The sequence below is a fragment of the Myxococcus eversor genome, assembly GCF_010894455.1.
Classification (GTDB): Bacteria; Myxococcota; Myxococcia; order Myxococcales; family Myxococcaceae; genus Myxococcus; species Myxococcus eversor.
Genome location: NZ_JAAIXY010000028.1, coordinates 124,596 through 150,801 on the forward strand (window position 1 = coordinate 124,596; position 26,206 = coordinate 150,801).

Consider the following 26,206-nt stretch of genomic DNA (forward strand, 5'->3'; position numbering starts at 1 on the left):
CTCAGACCTTGCCAACTCGTGACAAGGTCAGGACTGTGGGTCCAGGCCGCCCCTGTTGTTTCCCCGCAGCCATTCCACCTGGAGCGAGGTGCCTTTGGGGCGGTGCTGCCACTCCAGATAGGAAGCGCGGAAGGACTCCACCGCCTCGACGAGCGGGCTGCCCGGCTTCCAGGTCAGCGCGCTCGCATCCTGGGCCTCCCGGGTGCTCAGGCCGATGAGGACGGGGCCCTTGCCGGGTGTGGCCTGAAGTGGGCGCACGGCGAGCCGTCGGTCACCTTCCAGCCGGTAGACCAGGGCCGTGAGATGGCCGAGGACCCAGCCCATGGCGGCTTCATGGGCCTCGTGTGAGGTCGCTTCGACGGACAGGCGCAGGTGGGTGGGCAGGTCCTGGGTGGAGTCGAGCGGCTGGAACAGCGCCTCCCATGCCTGGGGCGAACCCGAGGCGCGGGCTTCGGCCACGAGCTTCCCCGCGCGAGCCCACTCGTCCCTCAGGACGCGGAACGTGGAGCGCGAAACGTTGCGCGCGGTATTCCGAGCGGGAGCCGCCGGTGCGATGACGGGCAGCAGGTCTCTTTTGCCATCCGGGCGGTAGCGCGCGGTCTCCGGCGTGAGGGCCACGGGCTGCGGCCAGGGCCAGGAGGCGAACGTCCCGAAGAAGTGGGCGAGCAATTCCGCGTCACTCCTGACAGTGCCAGGCGCCACCCGCGTGCAGGCCCACGCCGCGAGCACCGTCCACGACAGTCCACCGAGATATCCGAGCGCATGGGAGTAGACGCCCCGCGCCTTGGCCCACGCCTTCACCGCGCGAAGCAGGGTCCGGAAGCGCTCGCGCTGTCCTTCATCGTCGCCGAGTGCGTCCAGCACCCCTTGCGTGTCCGCGAGCCCCAGGACGGAGCGGAGCCCCGCGGAATCAAGCGCCTCGCCATGCAGCGCCAGCAACGTCGAGGGCTCGCAAGCCGCCACGCCTTCGGGACGGCTGGCATACGAGACATCGAAGCTCACGCCTTCCAGAACCAGCTTCACCAGGGGAATGGCCGCGTCGGCCACGAAGCGCGCGGCGCCGGGTGGCTCCGACTTCGCCAGCTCGCGAAGCAGCGCGTGCGCGAAGTCCTCACGAGACAGGGACGCAGGTCCAATGGCCACCGCGTCCACGTCGCTGTCCGGTCCATCCGTGCCGAGCAGTGAGGAGCCATAGGGATGCAGCGTGGTCCCCACGCGCTCGCAGAGCCCGCTCAGTCGCTCCACGGCCCGGGCCCTGGACGCCCTGGCGGATTCGGACGCGCCCACGCCAACGGACGCGAGCACCGCGTGCAGCGTGGCGTCTTCCTGTCCCCTCGCGGACCTGCCCAGGGAGATGCGGCGGACGACCTCGAACGGTGTGTCCCCCTTCCGGCGGATGATGCAGACCTCGCCCACCTGGAAGCGCAGGGGACGCCAGCCTCGCGCCCACGTGGCGAGCGTCCGCTCCTGCTCCCCATCGTCCGAGCGGGGAAGCTGTCCCACGGAGAGGTGCGGTGTGAAGCCATGGCCCGGAGGCTCGCACTCGGGCACGGCCGCCACGAGCTTCGCATGCAGCGCCGCCAGCGCGCCTCGGGGCTCGTCGTCCGGTCGAAGCCAGGCCGTCGAGTTGACGCGGTGCTCGAAGTGGTCGAACGCGGAGAGCGTCACCTCGAAGGGCTCGAGGTCGCGCAGGGTCTCCGCGAGCACGGCCTCGGCGGCGTCGAAGTCCTCTTCCGGGAGGAAGGGGTAGAGCAGGGTGACATGCGGCATCCACCGCTCGAACTTCGCGTCGTGCTTCTTGCGCAGGGCCTGGATGGGAGGCCAGGAGGTCTCCGGCGGAATGAGCACCACCGCTGTGTGGTGGACCCGCCGCTCCGCTCCTTGCGCGACGTCAGGTCGCGAGGAGACCGCTCGATGGAGGACGCAGCGGATGCCGTAGTGGTCCGACGCGAAGAGGGCGCCCCCAGCGGGCGCGGGCGCCCCGTCCAGCGGAGCCTCGCCAAAAAGCGAGATGGCGTCGGGCGCGAACCGACCCGAAGGGGACTTCACCAGCACGCGGTCCAGTCGTTGAAGTCGCCCGGACGTGGTGGTGAGCGCGGCCAGCGTGTTGAGCAGGGGGTTGTAGGTCTCCCCCGTCTCCGCGGGTCGCAACGTCGGCCACGCATCCACGAAGCCTGCCTGGGTGAAGGACTGCGCTTCGTCCTCACCCGCGCCGAAGTTGAAGTCACCGGCGAGTACGATATCCGGTGCACCGCCCTCGTCCGTGGCGCCCAACGAGCGAGCCCAGTCGAGCAGCGCCTGCACCTGCACGACGCGCGCGGCGGCACCGGATGCCTCTCGATTGCTCGTCAGGTGCGGCGTGGCCACCCACAGCGAGCTGCCCGCCAGCCTCAGCTCACCGGCGATGATGCGCTTGTCCCGAGAGAAGACGCGTTGCCACACCGACGCGAAGGGCAAGCGCGACAGGAGCACCTGTCCGTAGGTCTCCACGGTGCTCGCCACCGGGCCGTCCGACAGCCAGTAGTGCTCACGCACCCACGACTCGGCGAGCAGTGCTTGCAGAAAGGGAGCGGTGACCTCCTGGAGGGCGATGACGTCCGCGTCCGTCTCTCGCAGCAGCTTCAGCGTCGCCGGAGTCCGGCGCTCGGTGTCGAGCTTCTCCGCGTCATACAAATCGAAGAGGACGTTGAACGTGGCGACGGTGAGCACATCCGGTGTCGCCAGCACCTCGTTCGGGGTGGGGGAGGCCTTCGTCCACGCCGCGGCGCGTGTGTCGTACCGATACGAGGGCAGGGGCGTGAAGCCTGGAGCCGCGCTCGTCCGACGTGGGGCGGGCGCGGGCTCCTCGGTGGGGGACGCGGAGTGACTGAGCCGGTCGATGCGTTCCTTGCGGTCCCACATCACCTCGCGTCCGCGCTTGAAGTACCAGACGCGGTGCCACGGAATCTCTCCATCCGGGACGAAGGCCTCGAAGGGCATCTCGTCCAGGGCCTCGCCGTGCGCGTCGTAGCCGATGACGAACTCGCGAGCCTCCAGTCGAGGGTCCCACCGGATGCGGTGGTACACCTCGCGGCTCGTCGTGAAGCGTTCCTGGGACATGGCGAGCACTCACCTGAGAAGGGGAACTTCGCTGACGACACCAGACCTGGGGCACCACGGCCAGCGGAGGCGTCGCACCTGACGCCATGCCGCCAGCCCGGCTGACAGTCTGCCTCAGGACGGGCTCACTCCCGCCACCAGATAGAAACGGAACTCCCCCGAGTTGACGCCGTAGGCCGCGTCCACGCCCACCAGGGGCAGCACCAGGTTGCGCAGATAGAGCCGCAGTCCCGCGCCCACACCCTGCGCCAGGGTGGCGCCCTTCAACCCGCTCTTGCTGTCGGGCAGATAGCCGCGCACCACGCGCCCGTTCACGTCCCGCAGCTCGCGGTCCGCGGGCAGCTCGCGCCACATCATCAACCCGGTGTCGGAGAAGCCCACGCCCCGGAAGGACAGGGAGCGGATGGTGAAGAGGGGGAAGTGGTACTCGGCGATGAAGGACAGGCGGGTGTCGCCTCGGAACTGACGGTGGACGAAGCCCCGCAGGCCGTTGCCTCCCATCACCAGCTCCTGGTGGAAGGGCAGGTCCACGCCCGCGGCGGCTTCGCCCCGCAGCACCAGGTTGTGCTCCTCGAAGAGGCGCAATCCATGGCGGTACAGCAACCCGAAGCGCTCGTAGCGGAACTCGCTCCACACGCCCGGGTTCGACACCTCGTAGGACGCCTCCAGGTTGACGCCCTCCATCACCGCGTGGAGGTTCTGCCGCGTGTCGATTCCCACCATCAGGCGCAGGGAGGAATCTCGCTGCGACGGCCCGATGGAGAACGCGGGCGTGGTGACCTCCTTCTCCGGGTCCGGGGACTTCGCGTCGATGCTCATCAGCCGGTACTTCACGGCGGCGCGCACGCGCTCGAAGAGCATCACCCCCAGCTCGCTGGAGATGGACGCCGAGTTGATTCGTGTCCGGCGCACGACTTTCGGGTCCTCCTGTCCCGCTCCGGGCTGGTACTCGTCCATGCGGTCGCTGCGAAGCTGGCCCTCCAGGCTGAACCGAAGCTGCGGCAGGCCGAAGAGGTTCGGGTCCAGGTATCCGGCGAAGAAGCCGCTCTCCGCGGTGCTCACCTGCGCGGCCGTCGCGAACTTCTTGGCCCGGCCCCAGAGATTGTTCTCCGCGTACAAGAGACCGCCGCCGACGTTGTCAGAAGACAGCGCGAACGTGGGAGCCACCACCCAGGACGCCTTGTCCTCCACCTCCAGGATGAGGCGCACACGGTTGGGGCCCGTGGGCTCGACTCGCGCCTTCACCTCCTGGAACAGGCCGGTGGCCACGAGCCGTCGCTCGACCTTGTCCAACTCCTCGAAGGTGATTTCGTCGCCAGCGTCGATGCGCGAATACGAGCGCACCGTCTCCGGGAGCGTCTTCTCGGGGCCTCGCACCACGACCTCGTCCACCACCTGCCCCGGTCCCTGCGCGCCTGCCTGCCCCGACATCAGGGCGATTCCCAGGGCCACCCACCACTTCGCCACACGTCTGCTCATGACTCGTCGCACGTCCCGTGACTGCCTCGGGGCCGCCGGCCTGGACCCACGGGGCCCACCCTACCGCTCCCGGTGTCCGGTGGGGTCATGGACTGTGGACAAGGAACTTCCGCGAAACATTTGCTATGCCTGTCTCCAGGAAGCCTTGGGGGTCCCCGGGGCGCCGACCGAATGACCGGCCTCTTCAGCCAGCTCCGGCGCCGACGTCTCATGCGTCGACCCTTTCCTCCCGACTGGCTCGGTCATCTCGACGCGCGAGTGCCCTTCTTCGCCACGCTGTCGCCCGCGCTGCGCGAGGACTTCCTCTCCAAGCTGAAGGTCTTCGCCTGGGAGAAGGAGTTCATCGGCGCGGGCGGGCTGGAAATCACCGACGAGATTCGCGTCGTCGTGTCCGCCACCGCCGTGCAGCTCGTGGTGCACCTGGACCTGTCCTATTACGACCGGCTGCGCGAAGTCATCGTCTACCCCGATGCCTTCCTCCTGCCGGACCGCACTGGCGTGGTGCTCGGCGAGGCGAAGAACTGGGGCTCCGTCATCCTCTCCTGGGCGGCGGTGCTCGGCGGCCTGCGCAATCCGGACGACGGCCACGACACGGCCACGCACGAGTTCGCCCACGTCCTGGACCGCGCGGATGGCGCCTTCGACGGGACACCGAAGCTGCGCAGCTATTCGCACTATCGGACCTGGGCCGCGGTGATGAGCGAGCACTACCACGCACTCCAGGAGGGCCGCCCCCGGGAGCGCCAGGTGCTGGATGACTACGGGGCCGTCAACGAGGCGGAGTTCTTCGCGGTGGCCACCGAGAACTTCTTCGAGCGCCCCGTGAAGATGCGCGAGAAGACGCCGGATTTGTATGAAGAGCTGAAGCGTTTCTACGGCTGGGACCCGGCTTCGGGCACCTGAGCCCGCGCGCGGACCGCGGCGCTGTGGTAGGCGCGGTATCAAGCATCCGGAGGAGAGACACTCAATGTCCGCACCCGCCGCGCCCTCGGTGTCCATGTTCGTCGAGCTGGAGCGCGAAGCCTGGCGGGCGCTGCGCGAGTCCACGCCGTTGACGCTCACGACGGAGGACCTGGACGGCCTGCGCGGCCTGGGGGAGCAACTGGACCTGGAAGAGGTCTCGGATGTCTACCTGCCCCTGTCGCGGTTGCTGAACCTCCAGGTGGCCGCGGCGCAGCGACTGTGGATGGAGCAGCAGGCGTTCCTGGGTGGCTCCACGAGCAAGGTGCCGTTCATCATCGCCATCGCCGGCAGCGTGGCGGTGGGCAAGAGCACCACGGCCCGCATCCTCCAGGCCCTGCTCGCCCGGTGGCCGGACCACCCGCGCGTGGAGCTGGTGACGACGGACGGCTTCCTCTTCCCCAACCGCATCCTCACCGAGCGCGGGCTGATGAAGCGCAAGGGCTTCCCGGAGAGCTATGACCGGCGCGCGCTGGTGCGCCTGCTCGCGGAGCTGAAGGCGGGGCGCGCGGAGGTGGCGGCGCCCGTCTACTCCCACCTCGTCTATGACGTGGTGCCCGACGAGGCGAAGGTCATCCGCCAGCCCGACATCCTCATCCTGGAAGGGCTCAACGTCCTCCAGTCCGGCGCCACCGGGCAGCGGGTGCCGCACACGTTCCTGTCGGACTTCTTCGACTTCTCCATCTACGTGGACGCGAGCGAGCAGGACATCCGTCGTTGGTACGTGGACCGCTTCCTGCGGCTCCAGCAGACGGCGTTTCGCGACGAGCGCAGCTACTTCCGCCGGTACTCGGACCTGACGAAGGAAGAGGCCGTGGCCATGGCCGAGTCCGTGTGGGGCGACATCAACGGCCCCAACCTGGCGCAGAACATCGCGCCCACGCGCTCGCGCGCCCGGCTCATCCTGCTCAAGGGCCCGGACCACAAGGTGAAGCGCGTGCGGCTGCGCAAGCTGTAGTCACGGCGTCGGAGCGGGCGTCCCGCACAGCGAGCCATCCTCCAGGCCCGCGAGTCGAGCGCGCAGCCACGCCTTCAGCATCGGGTCCTCCTGCTCCTGGACCAACCCCATGGCCCGCTGCTCCAGAGGGCCTTCTTGACGGAGGCCTCGCGCTCCTCATGCAGTGAGACTGAGCGCGTTCCAACCTCCGGACTGGCCGCACGCTCCGGAATCCCGGGCGTCAGGGCGCTCAACGGCGAGGACGGCGGACCATCTCGATGTGCGGGATGCCGTCCTCGTCGTAGATGTCACCTTCCGCGTCGAAGCCGAGGCTCGCGTAGAAGGCCCGCAGGTAGTCCTGCGCGGAGATGCGGATGTCCATGTTGGGGTAGAGCGCTTCGAGCCGGGTGATACCTCGCTGCGTCAGCTCGCGGCCCAGGCCCCGGCCTCGTGCCTTGGGCGACGTCACCACGCGGCCCATGCTGGTGGCCCCCGGGAACTTCACGTCGGGCGGGAGGATGCGCAGGTAGGCGACCAGGAGAGCGCCCTCATGGGCGAGGAGGTGGTCCGCGCTCCTGTCCAGTCCGTCCACGTCCAGGTAGAGCGACTTCTGCTCCACCACGAACACCTCCTGCCGCAGGGCGAGCACGTCATACAGCTCGTCCAGCGTCAGCTCCGAGAACGCCTTCCATTGCCAGTTCGGCATGCGCAAGGCGTCTACCACGGATGCGCGCTCCGCGCGGAGGCTCAGGTGGTGCGGGACTCGTGGCTGGGAATCTCCGACAGCAACACGTTGAGCGCGTCCACCTCGTGTGGCACGTGGTCCGGTCGCGACTGGACGATGGCGATGGCGCGCTGGAGCGCCTGTCTCGCGGCTTCGAGCGCTTCGTGTTCGACGTGGAGCTTCGACAGGTCCGTGAGCAGCGGCACCAGGTACGGGTGCTGCTCTCCGGCGGTCTCCTCGATGCGACCCACCGATTCCTGGAGGAGGGGATAGGCGGCGGGGTGTTGGTGCTCGCCCAGGACGACGGCCGCGTGATGCAGGGCGAGCGCGGCGGCGAGCCTGTCCCGCTCCGCGTCCGTCACGTCCACGGGTGCGGCGGCCTCATGGCCCTGGCCCGCCAGTGTGTTCTCCAGGGTGGAGAGCAGCTCGCCCCCCAGCTCGGCGGTGAGTGTCCCGGCGTCGGCGAACAGTGTCAGCGCGGAGTCGTCCTCGACCGGGCGGTGGCCGGACAGGCCCGTGACGCGCTCGATGCGCTCGGCGGCGGGCGGGTGGGAGTCGTACGCGTCCACTGCGCGCGAGAAGAGTCGCTCGCGGAGGAAGGTCTGGAACGCGGGCGGTGTGTCCCTCGCGACGACGTCCATGGTGTGGAACAGGTCCTTCGTGGGACGTCCTGTCGCTCGCAGCCTCGCGGCGACTTCCAGGCTCCGGCTGAACGCGTCGCTGCTCTCCATCGCCTTCGTCAGCGCACGGCCGAAGGTGTCACCGCCGTAGGCGAGCGCGGACATCCGGTCCGCGAGCAACTCCCGGCGGCGTCCGTGCCCGGCGGTGATGCGCAGGTGGACGAAGAAGTACGCGCGCAGGAACCACCACACGGGATTGATGATGGCCCAGCCTCCCTCCTGGATGGCGTGGACCGTGCGGACCATCTGGGCCTGGATGCGGCCGATGATGGGCGTCAGCCGCGTCTCGCCGTGGGAGAAGTGGCCGTACTCGTGCGCGAGGATGGACTTGAACTCGGAGACGGTGAGCCGTCGCACGACGCCCATCCCCAGGCGCAGGACGCGCTCACCGCCGCCGAGCAGCACCCTCAGTCGTCCGCCTCGCTCGCTCACCCCGATTCCCGTGCCCGCGTCGATGAGGACTCGGTCCACCTCGCGCGACTTCGCGATGGTCGCCACTTCCTCCAGTGCGGCGAAGAGGCGCGGGGCTTCTTCGCGCTTCAGTGCGCGGCCCTCGTCCAGCTGCGAGTCGCGGATGAACAGGCCCCGGAAGATGCCGACGATTCCGCCGATGCAGGCGAGCATCACGATGAGCATGAGCTTCAGGGGGATGACGGGCATCTGCGTCATGGCGAGGAGCAGTGCACCGGAGGCGGCCAGCGTCAGCACCACCATCATCGGCACTGCGACATAGAACAGCAGTGACGAGAACCAGAGCACCACGCTGTAGCACCGGTCCACGCGCCGTTCGCTCGCCGTCTGCTCCTCGCGCAGCAGGTGCTGGTGGTCCGTCTGGAGCTGACCGAGTTGCGCTGACGACAGCGCGCGCCCGGCGAGCCAGGAGAACAGCAGTCCCAGTCCCAGGAACAGCGCCATCGCGAGTGGAATCCCCACGATGAGCCGCCACCGGTGCTGCTCCTCGAGGAGGAGAAATACCCACGCGGACATGAACTTCCTCGGACTGGCCCCTGCGAGTCAGCCTAACACGGGCCTCGAGCAGAGGCCCGGCCGTCGGCCTGCCCCGCGAGGTGGGAGGCGCGGTCGACGCCCGCGCGGGCACGATACGGAGTCTGGGCAAGGCACCGGGGAGGCCATTATACGTAGGCCGCCATGACCCCTTCGTCGCAGACGTCGCTTGTTCCCGGAGCCAGCCAGGACGTGGATGCGCTGGTCTCACTGCTGCGAGGACGGCGCACCGTGGTGCTCACCGGCGCGGGGTGCAGCACCGAGTCGGGCATCCCGGACTACAGGGGGCCGGGGACGCGGGCCCGCGCGCGCAATCCCATCCAGCACCGGGAGTTCCTCCAGCGTCCCGAGGTGCGGGCTCGCTACTGGGCCCGGAGCCTGCTCGGCTGGCCCCGCTTCGCCTCCGCCCACCCGAATCCCGCGCACCAGGCGCTGGCGGCGCTGGAGCGGAACGGGCACGTGCCAGGGCTCATCACCCAGAACGTGGACCGGCTCCACCACGCCGCGGGCAGCTCGCGTGTCATCGAGTTGCACGGTGCGCTGGCGCGGGTGCGCTGTCTGGACTGTGGGGCGCAGGAGGCGCGAGTGGACCTCCAGGCGCGCCTCCTGTCGCTCAACCCGGACTTCGCCCACGAGGTGCTGGAGCTGCGGCCGGATGGCGACGCGGAGCTGTCCTCGGAGGCGCTCCAGTCCTTCCAGGTGCCCGCGTGCGTGCGCTGTGGCGGGACGCTGAAGCCGGACGTGGTGTTCTTCGGCGACAACGTGCCCGCGCCCACGGTGGCGGATGCCTTCGCCTTGCTGGAAGAGGGAGACGCGCTGTTGGTGGTGGGCTCGTCGCTCGCCATCTACTCCGGCTATCGCTTCCTGGTACGCGCCGCCGAGCGCCACGTGCCCATCGCCATCGTCAACATTGGCGAGTGTCGCGGCGTGGAGCTGGCGGACCTGTGCGTGGAGGCGAGCGCCGGGGACGTGCTGCCGCGACTGGCCCAGGCGCTGGCGCGAAGCTGAAGGCCCCGCCGCGCCTCAGGGCAGGCGAACGTGCGTGGTGAGGTAATCCACGAAGGCCCGCACGCGCGCGGGCAGGTGCCCGCCCTGGCTCAGGAAGAGGGCGTGGATGGCCTCCGTGTCGCCGGGGTTGTGCTCCTCCAACACGACCACGAGGTGGCCCGCGTCCAGGTCGCCCTTCACCTGGAAGCGCGCCAGCCGCGCCAGCCCCACTCCCGCCAGCACGAGCTGTCGCAGCGCTTCGCCATCGCTCGCCTGGACGTTGCCGACCGGCGCGAGGGAGTGCTGTGATGAAGACTCCGTCAGGGGCCAGCCCTCGATGGCGCGCGCGTAGCTGAAGCCCAGGCGGTTGTGTGACGCCAGCTCTCCTGGTGTCTTCGGCACGCCCTGGCGCTTGAGATAGTCCGGCGAGCCGACGATGACCATCCGCGTCTCACCCAGTCTGCGCGCGGTGAGCTGGGAGTCCTTGAGCTGACCGTTGCGAATCGCCACATCCGTGCGGTCATCGAGCAGGTCGATGAGCTTGTCCGTCAGCGTGAGGTCCACCGTCACCGAGGGATATCGCGCGAGGAAGCCGGGCAGCAGCGGGATGAGGATGCAGCGCCCGAAGGCCGGGTTGGTGTTGACGCGCAGCCGTCCACTCGGCTCGTCGCTCGCGGCGGCCCCGCGCTCGGCCTCGTCGAGTTCGCCGAGGATTCGCACGCTGCGCTCATAGAAACCGCAGCCCTCCGGGGTGAGCTGGAGCGAACGCGTGGAGCGGTTGACCAGCCGGGCTCCCAGCCGCTGCTCCAGCCGGGCCACCAGCTTGCTCACCGCCGAAGGCGTCATCCGGAAAGCCCTCGCCGCGGCGGAGAAGCCTCCCAGCTCCACCACCTTCACGAAGACTTCCATCTCCCCGAAGCGATTGACGTCCAGACGAGCCATGGTGAGCCGAACTCACAAGTCCTATTCCGCACGTCGCTCTACCGCAGCGAATTCGTGCCGTCCATACAAGGGCCCATCCAACTTCTTCACGGGAGGGCCGCGAATCATGCCGCTGGCCTTGTTCGCATTGACCGCGGGCGCCTTTGGAATCGGCGTCACGGAGTTCGTCATCATGGGCCTCTTGCTGGAGGTGGGCACCGACCTGGGTGTCTCCATCTCCACGGCGGGCCTGCTCATCTCCGGCTACGCACTGGGCGTCGTGGCCGGAGCCCCCGTCCTCACCGTGCTGACGGGCCGCTGGTCCCGCAAGCACGTGCTCTTGGGACTGATGGTCATCTTCACGCTGGGCAACGTCTTCTGCGCGCTGGCGCCCACCTACGGCACGCTGATGGCCGCGCGCGTGCTGACCGCGCTCTCTCACGGGACGTTCTTCGGCGTGGGCTCCGTGGTGGCCACGGGCCTGGTGCCCGCGGACAAGCGCGCGTCCGCCATCGCCATCATGTTCACCGGCCTGACGGTGGCCAACATCCTCGGTGTGCCGCTGGGCACGTGGCTGGGGCAGTCGCTCGGGTGGCGCTCGACGTTCTGGGCGGTGGCGCTGATTGGCCTGCTCGCCGTGGCGGTGATTGCGCTATTCGTCCCGCGCGACGAGGTGGCACCCGAGGCGAGCGACTGGCGCGCCGACCTGCGGGCCCTGGGCCGACGGCCGGTGTTGCTGGGGCTTCTGACGACGGTGCTCGGCTTCGCCGGGGTGTTCACCGTGTTCACCTTCATCGCGCCCCTCCTGACGCGACTCAGTGGCTTCTCCCCGTCGGCGGTGTCTCCCATCCTGCTCGTGTTCGGCGGTGGGCTGGTGGTGGGCAACCTGGTGGGCGGCAAGCTCGCGGACCGGCGACTGGTGCCCGCCATCCTCGGCACCCTCACGGTCCTGGCGCTCGTGCTGTTCGGGATGACCTTCGTCCTGCATGACCGCGTCCTCACCGTCGTCGCCGTGGGCCTGTTCGGCGCGGCGGCCTTCGCCACCGTGCCACCGCTCCAGATGTGGGTGCTGGAGAAGGCGGAGGGGGCCGGCCAGAGCCTGGCGTCGAGCCTCAACATCGGCGCCTTCAATCTCGGCAATGCGTTGGGCGCCTGGTTCGGCGGCCTCATCATCGACCGGGGCCCTGGACTGGGCGCCCTCACCTGGGTGTCCGCGCTGGTGCCGGTGTCCGCCATCGTCATCGTGCTGGTGGCGTTGCGCCTGGAGTCTCGCGAGCGGCGCCCCGGTGTTCCAGGGACGCGAGTGCTGCAAGGAGGTGTGTCATGAGCGCCCTCGACAAGGTCGCCCTCGTGGTGGGCGCGCAGGGCGTCATCGGTCGCAACCTCATCGAGCACCTCGCGTCACTGGGGGACTGGGAAGTCATCGGTCTGTCCCGACGAGGCGGCCCTGCTTCCGAGCGCGTGCGGCACGTACAGGTGGACCTGCTCGACGCGGAGGACACCCGGGCGAAGCTGGCGGACCTGGGCCACGTGACGCATGTCTTCTACGCCGCGTATCAGGAGCGGCCGACGTGGGCGGAGCTGGTCACGCCCAACCTCGCGATGCTCGTCAACGTGGTGGAGGCCATCGAACCGGTGGCCAAGGGCCTGCGCCACGTCAGCCTCATGCAGGGTTACAAGGTCTACGGCGCACACCTGGGGCCTTTCAAGACGCCCGCGCGGGAGACGGACCCGGACCACATGCCGCCCGAGTTCAACGTGGACCAGCAGCGCTTCCTCGAACAGCGGCAGAAGGGCAAGGCGTGGACGTGGACCGCGCTGCGTCCGTCGGTGGTGGGCGGCGTCGCGCTCGGCAACCCGATGAACCTGGCCCTGGTGATTGCCGTCTACGCATCCATCTCCAAGGAGCTGGGGTTGCCGCTGCGCTTCCCTGGCAAGCCTGGGGCATGCCACTCGCTCTTGGAGATGACCGACGCGGGCCTGCTCGCGAAGGCGACGGTGTGGGCGGCGACGGAGGCGCGCTGCGCGAACCAGGCCTTCAACATCAACAACGGGGACCTGTTCCGCTGGAGCGAGCTGTGGCCGAAAATCGCGCGTTACTTCGAGCTGGAGGTCGCTCCACCGCTGCCGATGTCGCTCGACGTCGTCATGGCCGACAAGGAGCCGCTGTGGAAGGCCATGACTGCGAAGCACGGGCTGGCGAATCACTCCTACCAGGACGTGTCCTCCTGGCGCTTCGGCGACTTCGTCTTCTCGTGGGACTACGACATGTTCGCGGACGGCACCAAGGCGCGGCGCTTTGGCTTCCATGAGTTCGTCGACACCGAAGCCATGTTCTTGCGCCTCTTCGACGACTTCCGTCGCGCGAAGGTCATCCCCTGACGCTTGGGAGTTGAGTGCGCCCGGAGCGTGGGGAACAATCCCCGCATGGCTCAGGGCGACGGAATGCAGCAGGTCATCGGCTTCATCCTGGAACTGGACAAGCTCAAGGGTGTGACTCGCAAGGTGAAGCCGCTGGGGCTTGCTCGCTACGAGAACTCCGCGGAGCACAGCTGGCAGTTGGCCATGCTGGCCCTCTCCCTGTCCCAGCATGCTCCGCCGGGCATCGACCTGGACCGCGTGGTCCGGATGCTCCTGGTGCATGACGTGGGAGAAATCGACACCGGCGACACGCTGGCCTTCGTCGAGGGCGGCTGGAAGGAGCGCAAGGCGGCGGAGCTGGCGGCGGCGGAGCGCATCTTCGGCCTGCTGCCTCCACCGCACGGGCCCGCCTTCCTGGCGTCATGGAAGGAGTTCGAAGCGGGGGAGACCGCCGAGGCCCGCTATGCCCATGCGGTGGACCGCGCGATGCCGGTGCTGCTGAACCTGGCCAACGAAGGGCAGAGCTGGCGGGAGAACGGCATCAGTCACGCGCGGGTGGTGGCGCGCGTCGCTCCCCCCATCCAGGCGGGTTGCCCCGCCTTGTGGGAGTACCTGGAGGGCCGACTGGAAGAGGCCCGCCAGCGCGGCTTGTTCGGCGCGTGAGCGGAGGAGTCGCTCAGGCGGCCTGAGATGCGCGGGAGGGTGGCGCGGGGACATGCCCCGCCCGCACCAGGTAGTCGCCGAAGCCCTCACCCTGCTGGCGCTCTCTCGCATACCCCGCGAACAGCGGCTCCAGCACATCGAGGATGGTCGCCTCGTCGATGTTCTCCCGCACGAGCCGGTTGAGTCGCTGGCCTCGCGCATCTCCGCCCAGGTGCAGGTTGTAGCGACCAGGGGCCTTGCCCACGAGGCCAATCTCCGCGAGGTAGGGCCTCGCGCAGCCATTGGGGCAACCTGTGATTCGCAGCAGGATGTTGGCGTCCTGGAGGCCATGGGCCTGGAGCCGCGACTCCACGCGCTCCACGAAGGTCGGCAGGTAGCGCTCGGCCTCGGCCATGGCCAGGGCGCACGTGGGCAGGGCCACGCAGGCGAGCGCGTTGCGCCGCAGCGGGCTGGAGGTCCGGAAGCTCTCCAGGCCGTGGGCCCGGACAATCGCGTCGATGTGCTCCTTCGACTCAGGCGGGACACCCGCGATGACGAGGTTCTGGTTGGGCGTCAGCCGGAAGTCTCCCCCATGTATCTGGGCAATCTCGCGCAGCCCCGTGAGGTGCGGCGCGCCAGGACGGTCCGCGATGCGGCCGCTGTCCAGGTGCAGCGTCAGGTGCCAGCGCCCGTCATGGCCTTCCCGCCAGCCGAAGCGGTCTCCGTTGTGCTCGAAGGTGAAGGGCCGCGTGGGCTCCAGCGCGAAGCCGAGCCGGCGCTCCAGCTCCTCCTTGAACCAGGCGACACCCCGGTCCTCGAGGACGTACTTCAGGCGCGCGCGCTTGCGATTGCCCCGGTCTCCGAAGTCGCGGTGGATTTTCAGCACCTCCTCGGCCACCACGAGCATCCGCTCGGGAGCCACGAAGCCCAGGACATCCGCCAGCCTTGGGAAGGTGTTGGCATCACCGTGCGTCGCGCCCAGGCCGCCGCCCACCGCGACGTTGAAACCTTGAAGGACGCCGTCCTCGATGATGGCGATGTAGCCCAGATCCTGCGCGAACAGGTCCACGTCGTTCTCGGGCGGCACCGCGACGGCGGCCTTGAACTTCCGGGGCAGGTAGGTGGCGCCATACAGCGGCTCCTCCTCGCCGCCCGCCACCTTCTCCTCGTCCAACCACAGCTCGTAGTACGCGCGAGTCTTCGGCAGCAGGTGCTCGGACAGGCGCACCGCCCAGTCGTACACCACCGCATGGACGCGGGTGTCCACGGGGTTGGGGTTGCACAGCACGTTGCGATTGACGTCGCCGCAGGCGGCCAGCGTGTCGATGAGGGACGCGTTGATGCGCGCAATCGTCGGCTTGAGGTCTCCCTTGAGGATGCCGTGCAACTGGAACGCCTGCCGCGTGGTGATGCGCAGGGTGCCGTTGGCGTGCTCCCGCGCGAGCCCGTCCATGACGAGCCACTGCGCCGCGGTGCACACGCCTCCGGGCAGCCGGGTGCGCAGCATGAAGCTGTAGTCCGGCTCCAGCTTCTGCTGTCGACGCTCCTCGCGAATGTCGCGGTCGTCCTGCTGATAGCTGCCGTGGAACTTGATGAGGCTGGTGTCCGGCGTGGCGATGGCGCCCGTCACGGGGTCCGCCAGGCTCTCCGCCAGCGTCCCCCGCAGCAGTCGACTGTTCGCCTTGATGTGCTCCACTTCGGAGAGAGGCTTGGGCTGGGTGCTCATGTCTTTGCTCACAGGCGAAGGGACTTCAGTAGACGTCACGCAGGTAGCGCCGCTCGTCGCGGAGTGTCTTCAGCCAGTCCTCGGCGTCCTCGCGGCTCCGGCCACCGTGCTCGGCGATGACGTCCACCAGGGCGGCGTGGACATCCGGGGCCATGCGTTGGGCATCGCCGCAGACGTAGAGGTGGGCGCCGCCCTCCAGCCAGGAGTAGAGCTCCTTGCCGGACTCGCGCAGGCGGTGCTGCACGTAGACCTTCGCCGCCGTGTCGCGGGAGAAGGCCAGCGACAGCTTGTGGAGCGTCTTCTTCTTCAACGCCTCCTGCCACTCCGACTGATAGAGGAACTGGCTGCGGAAGTGCTGCTCCCCGAAGAACAGCCAGTTGCGTCCGCGCGCGCCGACCTCCGCGCGCTCCTGCACGAAGGCCCGGAAGGGCGCCACGCCCGTGCCAGGGCCAATCATCACCACGTCCCGGTCCGGGTTCTCCGGCAGCCGGAAACGCTCGTTGTGCTCCACGAAGACCCGCACCGATTCCGCGTCCGCCCCGCGCGTGGCCAGGTGGGACGACGCGGCCCCGAGGTGACGCTCGCCGAAGGCCGTGTAGTCGACCACCGCCACCGTGAGGTGCGCCTCCTCGCCCACGCGCTTGGAGCTTGAGGCAATCGAGTACAGCCGGGGCGTCTGCTTGCGCAGCGCGAGCACCAGCTCCTTCGCGCTCCAGGGCGCGGGGTGCTGGCGAAGCACGTCGATGACCTGATGGCTCTTGAGGAGCGCGCGGAACGAGTCCGCTCCAGTGGGCGCCAGCAGGGACTGGAGCACCGTGCTCGCGCCGAGCGTGGCGTGGCGCTCCAGGAAGGGCCGGCTCAGGCGCGTCAGCTCCAGGCCCTCCGAGAGCCAGACCGCCAGGGCTTGAGTCTTCCCATCGCGCGTCACGGGCTCGGCGCCATCCAACCGCTGCTGCTTCAGGACGGCGTCCACCAGCTCCGGAGGATTGGGCGCCCACACGCCCAGGGCGTCGCCCGGCGCGTACTCCAGGCCGGAGCCTTCGAGGGAAATCTCGACGTGGCGGACGTCCTTGAGCGCGCCCCTTCCGGTGATGCGTTGATTGACCAGCACCGTCGCGGAGAAGGGGGCTTCCTTGCTGATGGTGGGCGCGGTGGTGGCGCCTCGCAGCGGGACGACGGTGGCGACGGCGGGCGCGCGGGGCTCGATGGCTTCGCGAGCCCGCGCGAGCGTCTGGTCCAGCCAGCCTGTGGCGATGGGCTCGAAGTCCAGGTCGCAGTCGGCGCGGTCCACCAGTCGCGTGGCGCCCAGCTCCGACAGTCGCGCATCGAGCGCCCGTCCCACCTCGCAGAACTTCGGATAGCTGGAGTCTCCGAGTCCGAGCACCGCGTAGCGCAGGCCCTCCAGCCGAGGCGCGCGCTTGCCCAGCAGGTGCTCGCAGAAGCCGCGCGCGTCATCGGGCGGGTCTCCATCTCCCTGCGTGCTGATGACCACGGCCAGCAGCTTCTCGCGCGCCAGCTCCCGCACCGGGTACTCACTGGCCCGGATGATGCGCACGGGAAGTCCACTGCTCTCCGTCTGGTGCTTGAGGCGCTCCGCGACCAGCCGGCTGTTTCCCGTCTGCGTGCCGTAGACGATGGTGAGCGGCGCGGCCGGAGTCGCCGTGGGGGCCACGCTGATGGCGCCTGTCGTGGCCGCCACGCCGGGTCGTGCCGCGAGTCCCGCGGCATAGCCGCTCAGCCAGTGCAGCGCCGCCGGGTCCAGCCCCGCCACCAGCTCGAGCAGCCGCGCGCTCTTCTCCGCGCCCAGCAGCGCGTCGATGAAGGGCGGGGATGACAGGCTGAGGTTGCCTGGAGAAGAGGCGCTCATGTTCCGCTCTCCGGTGTCGCGGTGAGGCGCCGCACCCACTGCTCCGGGGCCTCGGCGTCCTCCAACTCCCACCAGCCCGTGCCCGCGTCATGGGCCTCCTCACGCAGCGCGCGCCGGACCTGTGGCGCCTCCGCGTACACCAGGGCGAACAGTCCCGCGCGAGCCAGGGCCAGGGCCACCTCCACGTCACCGGACACGGTGGCCACATGACGGCCCAGGTTGAACAGCTCGCGCTCCAGCGCGAAGGCGCGGCTGGCCGCATCGGGTGTGGCGGGGAGGAGGACCACGGCGCCCGCCTGGCCCAGTCGCCCATGCCGCTCGGCGCTCGTGACGAGCGACACCCCGGCACGCGACGTGGACTCCGCGGGCCCCAGCACCATGCCCGCGCCCACCGTGTCGTGGGTGAGCGCGTCGATGACGATGAAGGCTCCCGTGCGCCGGTTCTCCTGATACGGGTCGCACAGCAGGGGACGGCGGCACACCAGCCGGACGCGGCCGATGTCGTTGAGCGCCAGCGACTCCGCGGGCACCTCCGCCAGCTCCTCCAGGTCCTTGCGCCACAGCACGCGCTCGAACTGCGCGGGCGCGGTGCGGGTGGTCTGCTTCACCAGGTAGCGGCGCGTGACATCCAGCGGTTGCTCACCGAACCACACCAGCATCGCGTCCAGGTGCTGCAACGACAGGGGCGGCTGATCCACATGGGACAGCAGGTCGCCTCGGCTTGCGTCCACCTCGTCCGTGAGCCGCAGCGTGACGGAGTCCGTCGCGGAGGCTTCCTCCCTGGGGCCGTCGAAGGTGTCGATGGCCTGTACGCGCGTCCTGCGTCCCGAGGGCAACACCTGCACTTCGTCCCCCACGCGCACCGTGCCGGACGCCACCTGTCCCGCCAGCCCCCGGTAATCCTGGTGGGGCCGCAGCACGTACTGCACGGGGAAGCGGAAGGGCGCGCCATCCAGCCGGCGTTGGTGCGGAAGCGACTCCAGCCAGCCCAGCAGCGTGCCGCCCTCGTGCCAGGGCGTGCGGGGACTCGGGATGGTGATGTTGTCGCCCCGGCTGGCGCTGACGGGGAACAGGCGCACGCCCTCGAAGCCCAGCGTGTGCGCGAAGTCCGCCAACTCGGAGCCGATGCGCTCGAACGTCGCGCGCTCGTAGCCCACCAGGTCCATCTTGTTCACCACCACCGCGAGGTAGGGGATGCCCAGCAGCGAGGCGATGTACGCGTGGCGACGCGTCTGGGGCAGCACGCCCAGCCGCGCATCCACCAGGATGACGCCCGCGTCCGCCGTGGAGGCGCCCGTGGCCATGTTGCGCGTGTACTGGAGGTGCCCAGGAGTGTCCGCGATGATGATCTTCCGGCGCGACGTGGACAGGTACCGGTACGCCACGTCGATGGTGATGCCCTGCTCACGCTCGGCGCGCAGGCCGTCGGTGAAGAGGGAGAAGTCCAGCTCCTCCTCGTCACCGGCGCCCGCCGCGGCCTTGAGGCCCTGGGCCAGCAGCTCCGGGGGAATCTCCGTGCGAGCCGCCGCCCGCTTCGCGCTGGCCCGTCTCACGGCGGAGATCTGGTCCTCGAAGAGGCCGTCGCACTCATAGAGCAGCCGACCGATGAGCGTGGACTTGCCGTCGTCCACCGAGCCCACCACCGCGAGCCGAAGCAGGGCGCGGTGGGAGTGCTCGTCGAGGAGCCGCTGGATGTCGGGTTGCGGGACGGCCTGGAGTGCGGTGTCCATCAGAAGTACCCCTCGCGCTTCTTCAGCTCCATGGAGCCTTCTTCGTCGTGGTCGATGAGTCGGCCCTGGCGCTCGGACTGTCGCGCGTGGACCATTTCGTGGATGACGGCCTCCACCGTGGTGGCGGAGGACTCGATGGCGCCGCTGAGCGGGTAGCACCCGAGCGTCCTGAACCGCACCCTCCGGAGCGTGGGCTTCTCCCCGGGCCGCAGGCGCATGCGCTCGTCATCCACCATCAGCAGCGTGCCGCCCCGGTCGATGACGGGTCTCTCGGCGGCGAAGTAGAGCGGCACCACCGGGATTTTCTCGCGCAGGACGTAGTGCCACACGTCCAGCTCCGTCCAGTTGGACAGGGGGAAGACGCGCATGCTCTCGCCCGCGTCCACGCGGCCGTTGAACAGGTTCCACAGCTCCGGCCGCTGCCGACGCGGGTCCCACTGGCCATGCTTGTCGCGGAAGGAGAACACCCGCTCCTTGGCGCGGGACTTCTCCTCGTCGCGGCGGGCTCCGCCGAAGGCCGCGTCGAAGCCGTGCTGCGCGAGCGCCTCCAGCAGCGCCTGCGTCTTCATCGCGTGCGTGTACTTCTGGCTGCCGTGGTCGAAGGGGTTGATGCCCTCCGCGAGCGCCTTCTTGTTCTGATGCACGAGCAGCCGGAGGCCGTGGCGCGCGACGAAGGAGTCTCGGAACGCGTACATGTCCCGGAACTTCCACGTCGTGTCCACGTGGAGCAGCGGGAAGGGCAGGGGCGCGGGGTGGAAGGCCTTGCGCGCCAGGTGCAGCAGCACCTGCGAGTCCTTGCCGATGCTGTAGAGCATCACCGGGTTGGCGAACTCCGCCACCGTCTCGCGGAGGATGTGGATGCTCTCCGCCTCCAGCTCCTCCAGGTGCGTTGAGCGAGCGTGCGTCACGTCAGTCATGTCCCGCCTCCGCGAACCGGGGAAGCGCTTCCCCCGCCGTCGTGTGATTCCCCGCAGCGAGCGTGGGCAGCCGCGCTCGCAGCGCGACGACCTCGCCAATCACCAGCAGGGCCGGAGAGCCCAGCCCGGCCTTGCGCGCCTCCTGGGCGATGTCTCCCAGCGTGGCTTCCACCACGCGCTGGTGCTCCCAGGTGCCTGCCTCCACGAAGGCGGCGGGTGTGGAGGCGGCCCGTCCGGCGGTGACCAGCGCCGCCGTGGCCTCTTCCAGGCGGTTGCCCGCCATGAACAGCACCAGCGTCTGGGTGCGCGCGAGGAAGTCCCAATCCGGCGCGCCGCCCGCGCGGAACGCGGTGGCGAACGTCACCTCACCGGAGACGTCCCGATGGGTGACGGGGATGCCGACCGACGCGGGCACCGCGATGCCCGAGGAGATGCCGGGCACCACCTCGTAGGGGATGCGCGCGGCCTCCAGGGCCAGGGCCTCCTCTCCTCCACGACCGAAGACGAACGGGTCTCCTCCCTTGAGACGCACCACGGTGCGGCCGAGTCGCGCCTGGGCGATGAGCACGGTGTGGATGTCTTCCTGCTGGACGGACTCGCCCCCGCCTTCCTTGCCCACGTAGATGAGGCGCGCATGGGGACGCGCGTGCTCCAGGACTCCGGGGTGGATGAGCCGGTCATGGACCACGGTGTCCGCTTCGCGCAGCAGGCGCGCCGCGCGCAGCGTGAGCAGCTCCGGGTCTCCGGGGCCCGCCCCCACCAGGTACACGCGACCTCTCGACGACTCCTTCATGTGAACTCTCCAGACGACTTGAAGGTCTTCAATTCCGAACGGAGCCGAGCCACGGCGGCTCCACGCTCACCGCGCGCGAGCAGTGCGCCGAGCTCACCCTCCACCAACCGCTTCAGCAGGCGCTGTCGCCCCGGGCCGCGAGGCAGTCGCCTGCGCAGCCAGCCGCTCAACCTCGCCAGCCACACGTGGTGGGGCGCGACGTGGGCGCCCAGCTCACGCCTCAGGAGGCGCGCCAGCGCGGGGGCCTGTCCGGCGGTGGAGACCGCCACGGTGATGGGGCCTCGTCGCTCCACGGAGGGCAGGGTGAAGTCACACAGCTCCGGCTCGTCGGCGGTGTTCACCCACAGGCCCAGCGCTCGGGCCTCGGCCGTGAGGCGATGATTCACCTCGGCGTCATCCGTCGCGGCCAGCACCAGCGCGTGGCCGCGCACATCGCCCGGCGCATAGGTCCGGCGCTCCCACTCCAGTCGTCCCTCGGAGGCCAGGCGTCGGAGCGTGTCGGTGACTTCGGGGGACACCAGGTGGAGCCGCGCGCCCGCTTCGAGCAGGGGCAGGGCCCGGCCCTCGGCGATGGTGCCGCCGCCCACCAGCAGGACGCGGCGGCCCTCCAGCCGGAGGCAGATGGGATAGTCGACAGGAGTGACGGTCGGCATGTTCGTGGTCCACGTCACCGGACGGGATGCAGGCCGCATTCGCTGTGCTCGCGGGACTCCCACCACCAGCGGCCCGCGCGCTCGTCCTCGTAAGGCTTCACCGCGCGGGTGCATGGCGCGCAGCCGATGGACGGGTAGCCCCGGTCATGCAGGGCGTTGTACGGGACGGAGTTCGTCTGGATGTACGTCCACACCTGCTGCCGGCTCCAGGCCGCCAACGGGTTGAGCTTGATGAGTCCACCGTGCTCTCGGTCGTGCTCGACGACGGCGACGTCGGTGCGGTTGATGGACTGCTCACGGCGCAGCCCCGTCACCCAGCCGTCGCGGCCATGCAGCGCGCGTCGCAAGGGCTCCACCTTGCGGATGGCGCAACATTCCTTGCGCGCCTCGAGGCTGCGACGAAACGAGAAGCAGCCCTGCGTCGACTCCAGCGCCTCGACGCGGCCTCGCTCCGGGAAGTAGGTCTCCACCGGGATGCCGTAGCGATTGCGGACGACCTCGATGAGCTCGTACGTCTCCGGTGGCAGGCGACCGGTGTCGAGCGTGAAGACGCGCAGGCTGGGCGCGTGCTTTCGCGCCAGGTCGATGAGGACCATGTCCTCCACGCCGAAGCTGGAGGCGATGGCGGCGCGAGCTCCGAGCCGCTGCTCCACCCAGGCGAGAATCTCCTCGGCGGAGGCGGCTTCGAGCGAGGCGGCTTCCGCGAGCAGCTCTGCTGGCTCGTGGGCGATTCCGAGAGGAGTGGTGGGGGACGACGAGGCGGACACGGTGGACTCCAGGGGATGAAAAACAACAAGGCCCGCGCCTCTTTCGAGGGCGGGCCGCGCGAGCAGGGGAGGTGGGGTGGTGCTGCTATCCACTCCTCGAGGCTCGGGGCCCGCCGTCAGGCGGACACGCCACACACGCACACGCCAGACAGCACGCACAGCGGGCCCCGTGGGGCGCCTGCTGCATCGAGTTCTGGTGGATGGTGGCGAGGTGCATGGAGGAGCGTCGGGAAGCGGTGTGCGGGAAACGGCGGAACAGACCCAGACCTCGGGAGGGAGGTGGGGCCGGGCGAGGCGCGGAGGGAATCAGGAAGCTTCCGGCGCGCGCTTCAACAGCCCAGGCCCGACAGGGCACAACAGGCACACGACCGACAGCAGCGGCGGAACAGCGCGGCCATCGGGGTGGAAGGCATCAACACGGAATCGCAAGCTAACGGCTGTCTCGGCACGCCGTCAACCCGACCTCTTTGTCCCCGAGGGGTACTCAGGTGTCGAGTGTCCCACCCACGCGCAGCGTGACGGTGGATGTTTCCCGACGGGCGGAGGACCTGGTGGGTTCCAGGGAGGCCGGCGCATCGACGCGCAGCGCGGTGCGGTCCAGCTCCGCGAGCCGAGGACGGCCCAGCAGCGCGAGCGTTCGGTCCATCTCGGCGCAGAGGATGTCCAGCGCCTGCTCCACGCCCGCCTGGCCGTTGGCGGCGAGGCCATAGAGGAACGGCCGCCCCACCATGCAGGCGCGCGCGCCCATGGCGATGGCCTTCACCACGTCGGAGCCTCGGCGGATGCCTCCGTCCAGGACGACCTCCGCGCGACCGTCCACCGCGTCCACCACCTCCGGCAGCACGTCGATGGCGCCCGGGAGGAAGTCGAGCTGTCTGCCTCCGTGATTCGAGACGACGAGGGCCTCGACGCCCAGCGAGACGGCCTTCCGCGCATCCTCCGCGCAGGTGATGCCCTTGAGCACGAGCGGCCCGGACCAGATGGAGCGAAGCCACTCGACGTCCTCCCACGTCACCGACGCGTCGAACTGGCTGTTGGTGAAGCGGGCGATGCCCACCGCATCCGTGCGCGTCAGCGAGGGGTGGTCCACGAAGTTGCCGAAGGTGGCTCGCGGGCTCGACGACATGCGCAGCACCCAGCCCAGGTGGCGCAGCACGTCCATCACGTTGGAGAAGTGGATGCGAGGAGGCAGGGTGAAGCCATTGCGTCGGTCCTGCTCCCGGTTGCCCATGACGGGCACATCCACCGTGAGGCACAGCGCACGGTAGCCCGCCGCCTTCGCGCGCTCCACCAGCGCACGAGTGACGCCCCGGTCCTTCCACACATAGAGCTGGAACCAGAGGGGCGCGGGCGCCACGGCGGCCACCTCTTCAATGGTTCCGATGGACATGGTGCTGAGCGTGAAGATGGCGCCGCGACTCGCCGCGGCCTTCGCGGCCAGCTCTTCGCCGCGAGGCGCGAGCAGCCCAGCGAGTCCCGTGGGCCCCAGGACGATGGGAGTGGCCAGCTTCTCGCCTAGCAGTGAGGTGGAGTGGTCCACCTTGCTCACGTCCACCAGGGTGCGGGCGCGGAAGAGATACCGGTCGAAGCTCCGTCGATTGGCGTCGACGGTGAAGCCGTCATCCGCGGCGCCTTCCACGTAGTCAAAGACGGTTCGTGGCAGCCGCCGCCGTGCTCGCTGGCGCAGGTCATCGATGCTGACAATCATGATGCGTGCTCCATCGGGAGGTGCCCCCCGGGCGCGGCCACTCCGGGGGCAGCCGCGGTGACGATAGCGGGAGCGCGGTGGGCGTGCATCACGCCGCGTCTCGCTTCAGCGTGGCGAGGAGACGGGCGAACAGTTCGGCCAGCGTCGTGACGTGGGGCGCGCGCAGCATCGTGTAGTGGTCGCCCGGTGCCTCGTGCACCGTCGGCGCGGAGGCGAGCCATGCGCCCCAGCCCAGGTCCTCCGTCACGGTGAGTCCAGGCGGAGGCGTCGCGGCCTTGATGAGCACGGTGGGCCCTTCGTACCGCGCGCCCGTGGGGACGTAGTTTCGCTGGGCCTCGCTCAGTTGCTGGTAGAGGGCGAAGAGTCGCTCCGCCGCGTCGACGTCCAGGTCGATGGCCTGAGAGGAAACGCGGCGTGTCAGCTCCAGCAGGTAGCGGAGCCGCTCGCGGCCTTCGAGTCGGGCCAGGCGCTCCGGGTCCACCGGGAGTTCGCGCCACGGCAGTCCGAGCACCTGTCCGAAGCCCGCGAGCTGCGTCAGGGCATCCGGAGTCGGTCGCGGCTCCGCCTTGGGGGCATGGCTGTCGAGCAGGGCGAGCAACTCCACCTGCTCGCCCGAGGCCTGGAGGCGACGCGCCATCTCGTAGGCGACGAGTCCGCCGAAGGACCAGCCCGCGAGCAGGTAGGGCCCATGCGGCTGTACGGCGCGAAGCTGGGAGAGGTAGTCGCGCGCGAGAATCTCGACGGAGGCGGGGGGCAGCTCGCCTCCCTCGAGGCCGCTCGCGGAGAGGCCATGAATGGGGCGGCTCGGGGCGAGCTGTCGCACCAGCTCCGTGTAGCTCAGCGCGCTGCCGCCTCCTCCGTGGACGAGGAACAGCGGGCGCTCGGTGGAGGTGCCCGAGTCCAGACGGACGAGGTTCGGCGTGGCGCGCGTGCCGTCCTGCTGCTGCTCCAGGAACGGCGCCAGACGCTCGATGCTGGAGCCCTGGAAGAGCGCGGTGACGGGAAGCGAGACACCGGTGCGCTCGCGAATCCGCGCCATCAGCTTGATGGCCAGGAGCGAGTGTCCACCGAGCTCGAAGAAGTCGTCCTCGACGCCCACCTGGGGCACGCGCAGGACCTGCGCCCAGATGGAGGCGAGCAGCTCCTCGGTGGGAGTGCGAGGCGCGACGTGGGCGGCCGAAGGAGCGGAGAGGACGGCCTCGGGAGGAGGCAGTGCCTTGCGGTCAATCTTGTCGTTGGAGGTGAGCGGGAGCGCGTCCAGGCGGAGCAGGAACGACGGCACCATGTACTCGGGGAGCCGAGCCTTGAGGAACGCGCGCAGGGAGACGGCGTCCAGGTCGTCACCGACGAAGTAGCCGACGAGGCGCTTGTCTCCGGGGACGTCTTCACGCGCGATGGCGACAGCTTCGCGGATGGACGGGTGCGCGAGCATCGCGGCTTCGATTTCAGGCAACTCGATGCGGAAGCCGCGCACCTTCACCTGTGCGTCGGCGCGACCGATGAAGGCGAGCGTTCCATCATGGTTCCAGCGGACGAGGTCTCCGGAGCGATAGAGGCGGGCGCCGGGAACGGAGGACAACGGGTCCGGGACGAAGCGCTCGGCGGTGAGGCCGGGCTGGCCGACGTAGCCGCGAGCAAGGCCATCACCGCCGATGAAGAGCTCTCCGACGATGCCGATGGGGACGGGCTGGAGCGAGGCGTCGAGGACGAGCAGGCGGGTGCCGTTGGTGGCTCTGCCGATGGGGAGTGAAGGCCCGACGTCGTCGGCACGAGTGATGGAGAAGGTGGTGGCGACGACGGTGGTTTCGGTGGGGCCGTAGCAGTTGGTGACCGGGATGCCCCAGTCCTGCACCGCGCGGCGGACATGGAGCGACGAGACGACGTCACCACCGGTAAGGAGGCGCTGAAGGGAAGGGGGCGCGGGGAGGCGGCTCTCGACGAGCTGGGAGAACAGGCCGCTGGTGACCCAGAGGGAAGTGACGGCGTGACGGGCCGCTGTCTGGAGGAGCTCTTCCAGTGAGGGGGGCTCGGGAGGAAGAACGACGAGGCGAGCCCCATGGAGCAGGGCGCCCCAGATTTCGAAGGTGCTGGCGTCGAAGGAGATGGGGGCGAGGAGGAGGTGGGTCTGCTCGGGCCCGAAGCGGGTGTAGTCGATGCCGACGAGGGTGTGGAGGACGCCGCGGTGGGTGCAGCCGACGCCCTTGGGCTTGCCGGTGGAGCCGGAGGTGAAGTCGATATAGGCGAGCGACG

General features: G+C 69.4%; 20 protein-coding genes. 6 read left to right on the forward strand and 14 right to left on the reverse strand.

All coding sequences use genetic code 11. The features are described from left to right. Positions 1-27 precede the first annotated feature (27 nt). Both G4D83_RS40405 and G4D83_RS40410 read right to left on the reverse strand, forming a co-directional pair. On the reverse strand, positions 28-3,099 hold the full coding sequence (locus G4D83_RS40405) for a poly(A) polymerase (RefSeq protein WP_163870274.1): 3,072 nt from the start codon (positions 3,097-3,099) through the stop codon (positions 28-30). Between the two features lie 114 nt (positions 3,100-3,213). Beyond that, positions 3,214-4,578: a BamA/TamA family outer membrane protein gene (locus G4D83_RS40410; protein WP_163870275.1), complete on the reverse strand. Its 1,365-nt coding sequence runs from the start codon at positions 4,576-4,578 to the stop codon at positions 3,214-3,216. Positions 4,579-4,749: 171 nt separating this feature from the next. On the opposite strand from G4D83_RS40410, the gene G4D83_RS40415 reads away from it, so the two are divergent. Together G4D83_RS40415 and coaA are read left to right on the forward strand one after the other, a co-directional pair. Next, the gene (locus G4D83_RS40415; RefSeq protein ID WP_163870276.1) at positions 4,750-5,481 is read left to right on the forward strand and encodes a M90 family metallopeptidase; all 732 of its coding nucleotides are present in this window, start codon (positions 4,750-4,752) and stop codon (positions 5,479-5,481) included. 64 nt (positions 5,482-5,545) lie between these two features. Next, positions 5,546-6,496, forward strand: a complete 951-nt coding sequence (coaA, locus tag G4D83_RS40420) for a type I pantothenate kinase (RefSeq protein ID WP_163870277.1) — start codon at positions 5,546-5,548, stop codon at positions 6,494-6,496. Between the two features lie 229 nt (positions 6,497-6,725). On the opposite strand, the gene G4D83_RS40425 is transcribed toward coaA, so the two are convergent. Both G4D83_RS40425 and G4D83_RS40430 read right to left on the reverse strand, forming a co-directional pair. Continuing rightward, positions 6,726-7,181 carry a GNAT family N-acetyltransferase gene (locus G4D83_RS40425; RefSeq protein WP_163870278.1) on the reverse strand — a complete coding sequence of 152 codons (456 nt, stop codon included), beginning with the start codon at positions 7,179-7,181 and terminating at the stop codon, positions 6,726-6,728. 41 nt (positions 7,182-7,222) lie between these two features. Beyond that, the gene (locus G4D83_RS40430; protein ID WP_163870279.1) at positions 7,223-8,866 is read right to left on the reverse strand and encodes a M48 family metalloprotease; all 1,644 of its coding nucleotides are present in this window, start codon (positions 8,864-8,866) and stop codon (positions 7,223-7,225) included. 162 nt (positions 8,867-9,028) lie between these two features. On the opposite strand from G4D83_RS40430, the gene G4D83_RS40435 reads away from it, so the two are divergent. Beyond that, positions 9,029-9,892 carry an NAD-dependent protein deacetylase gene (locus G4D83_RS40435; RefSeq protein WP_163870280.1) on the forward strand — a complete coding sequence of 288 codons (864 nt, stop codon included), beginning with the start codon at positions 9,029-9,031 and terminating at the stop codon, positions 9,890-9,892. 15 nt (positions 9,893-9,907) lie between these two features. Here G4D83_RS40435 and G4D83_RS40440 read toward each other — a convergent pair whose 3' ends face one another. Then, complete coding sequence (locus G4D83_RS40440) at positions 9,908-10,813, reverse strand: LysR family transcriptional regulator (RefSeq protein ID WP_163870281.1); 906 nt, start codon at positions 10,811-10,813, stop codon at positions 9,908-9,910. A 106-nt stretch (positions 10,814-10,919) separates the two neighbouring features. Between G4D83_RS40440 and G4D83_RS40445 the strand changes: the two genes are divergently transcribed. Genes G4D83_RS40445 through G4D83_RS40455 form a run of 3 tightly spaced genes read left to right on the forward strand, consistent with a single transcriptional unit; the run spans position 10,920 to position 13,816 of the window. Beyond that, positions 10,920-12,119 (forward strand): MFS transporter, encoded by a 1,200-nt coding sequence (locus G4D83_RS40445; protein WP_163870282.1) that lies wholly within the window; start codon positions 10,920-10,922, stop codon positions 12,117-12,119. Further along, complete coding sequence (locus tag G4D83_RS40450; protein ID WP_163870283.1) at positions 12,116-13,174, forward strand: SDR family oxidoreductase; 1,059 nt, start codon at positions 12,116-12,118, stop codon at positions 13,172-13,174. Before G4D83_RS40445 ends, G4D83_RS40450 begins: the two co-directional genes overlap by 4 nt. 45 nt (positions 13,175-13,219) lie before the next feature. Beyond that, on the forward strand, positions 13,220-13,816 hold the full coding sequence (locus tag G4D83_RS40455) for an HD domain-containing protein (RefSeq protein WP_205522843.1): 597 nt from the start codon (positions 13,220-13,222) through the stop codon (positions 13,814-13,816). 13 nt (positions 13,817-13,829) lie between these two features. On the opposite strand, the gene cysI is transcribed toward G4D83_RS40455, so the two are convergent. The 9 genes from cysI to G4D83_RS40500 all read right to left on the reverse strand — a co-directional run. Continuing rightward, a complete protein-coding gene (cysI, locus tag G4D83_RS40460) occupies positions 13,830-15,521 on the reverse strand; it encodes an assimilatory sulfite reductase (NADPH) hemoprotein subunit (protein WP_163870284.1) in 1,692 nt (563 codons plus the stop codon). A gap of 25 nt (positions 15,522-15,546) precedes the next feature. Then, positions 15,547-17,388, reverse strand: a complete 1,842-nt coding sequence (locus tag G4D83_RS40465; protein ID WP_163870285.1) for an assimilatory sulfite reductase (NADPH) flavoprotein subunit — start codon at positions 17,386-17,388, stop codon at positions 15,547-15,549. Further along, positions 17,385-19,118, reverse strand: a complete 1,734-nt coding sequence (locus G4D83_RS40470; protein ID WP_163870286.1) for a GTP-binding protein — start codon at positions 19,116-19,118, stop codon at positions 17,385-17,387. Before G4D83_RS40470 ends, G4D83_RS40465 begins: the two co-directional genes overlap by 4 nt. Continuing rightward, positions 19,118-20,035, reverse strand: coding sequence for a sulfate adenylyltransferase subunit CysD (cysD, locus tag G4D83_RS40475; RefSeq protein WP_163870287.1), 918 nt, complete (start codon positions 20,033-20,035; stop codon positions 19,118-19,120). The genes G4D83_RS40470 and cysD overlap by 1 nt, the downstream gene beginning before the upstream one ends. Beyond that, the gene (gene cobA, locus G4D83_RS40480; RefSeq protein WP_163870288.1) at positions 20,028-20,828 is read right to left on the reverse strand and encodes a uroporphyrinogen-III C-methyltransferase; all 801 of its coding nucleotides are present in this window, start codon (positions 20,826-20,828) and stop codon (positions 20,028-20,030) included. Before cobA ends, cysD begins: the two co-directional genes overlap by 8 nt. Continuing rightward, a complete protein-coding gene (locus tag G4D83_RS40485) occupies positions 20,825-21,481 on the reverse strand; it encodes a precorrin-2 dehydrogenase/sirohydrochlorin ferrochelatase family protein (RefSeq protein ID WP_163870289.1) in 657 nt (218 codons plus the stop codon). The genes cobA and G4D83_RS40485 overlap by 4 nt, the downstream gene beginning before the upstream one ends. 14 nt (positions 21,482-21,495) lie before the next feature. Continuing rightward, entirely contained in the window at positions 21,496-22,248 is a 753-nt protein-coding gene (locus G4D83_RS40490; RefSeq protein ID WP_163870290.1) for a phosphoadenylyl-sulfate reductase, read from the reverse strand. A 484-nt stretch (positions 22,249-22,732) separates the two neighbouring features. Further along, the gene (locus G4D83_RS40495; protein WP_163870291.1) at positions 22,733-23,956 is read right to left on the reverse strand and encodes an alpha-hydroxy acid oxidase; all 1,224 of its coding nucleotides are present in this window, start codon (positions 23,954-23,956) and stop codon (positions 22,733-22,735) included. A gap of 88 nt (positions 23,957-24,044) precedes the next feature. Next, positions 24,045-26,206 (reverse strand): alpha/beta fold hydrolase (locus G4D83_RS40500; protein WP_163870292.1); only part of this gene is annotated, 2,162 nt, incomplete at its 5' end.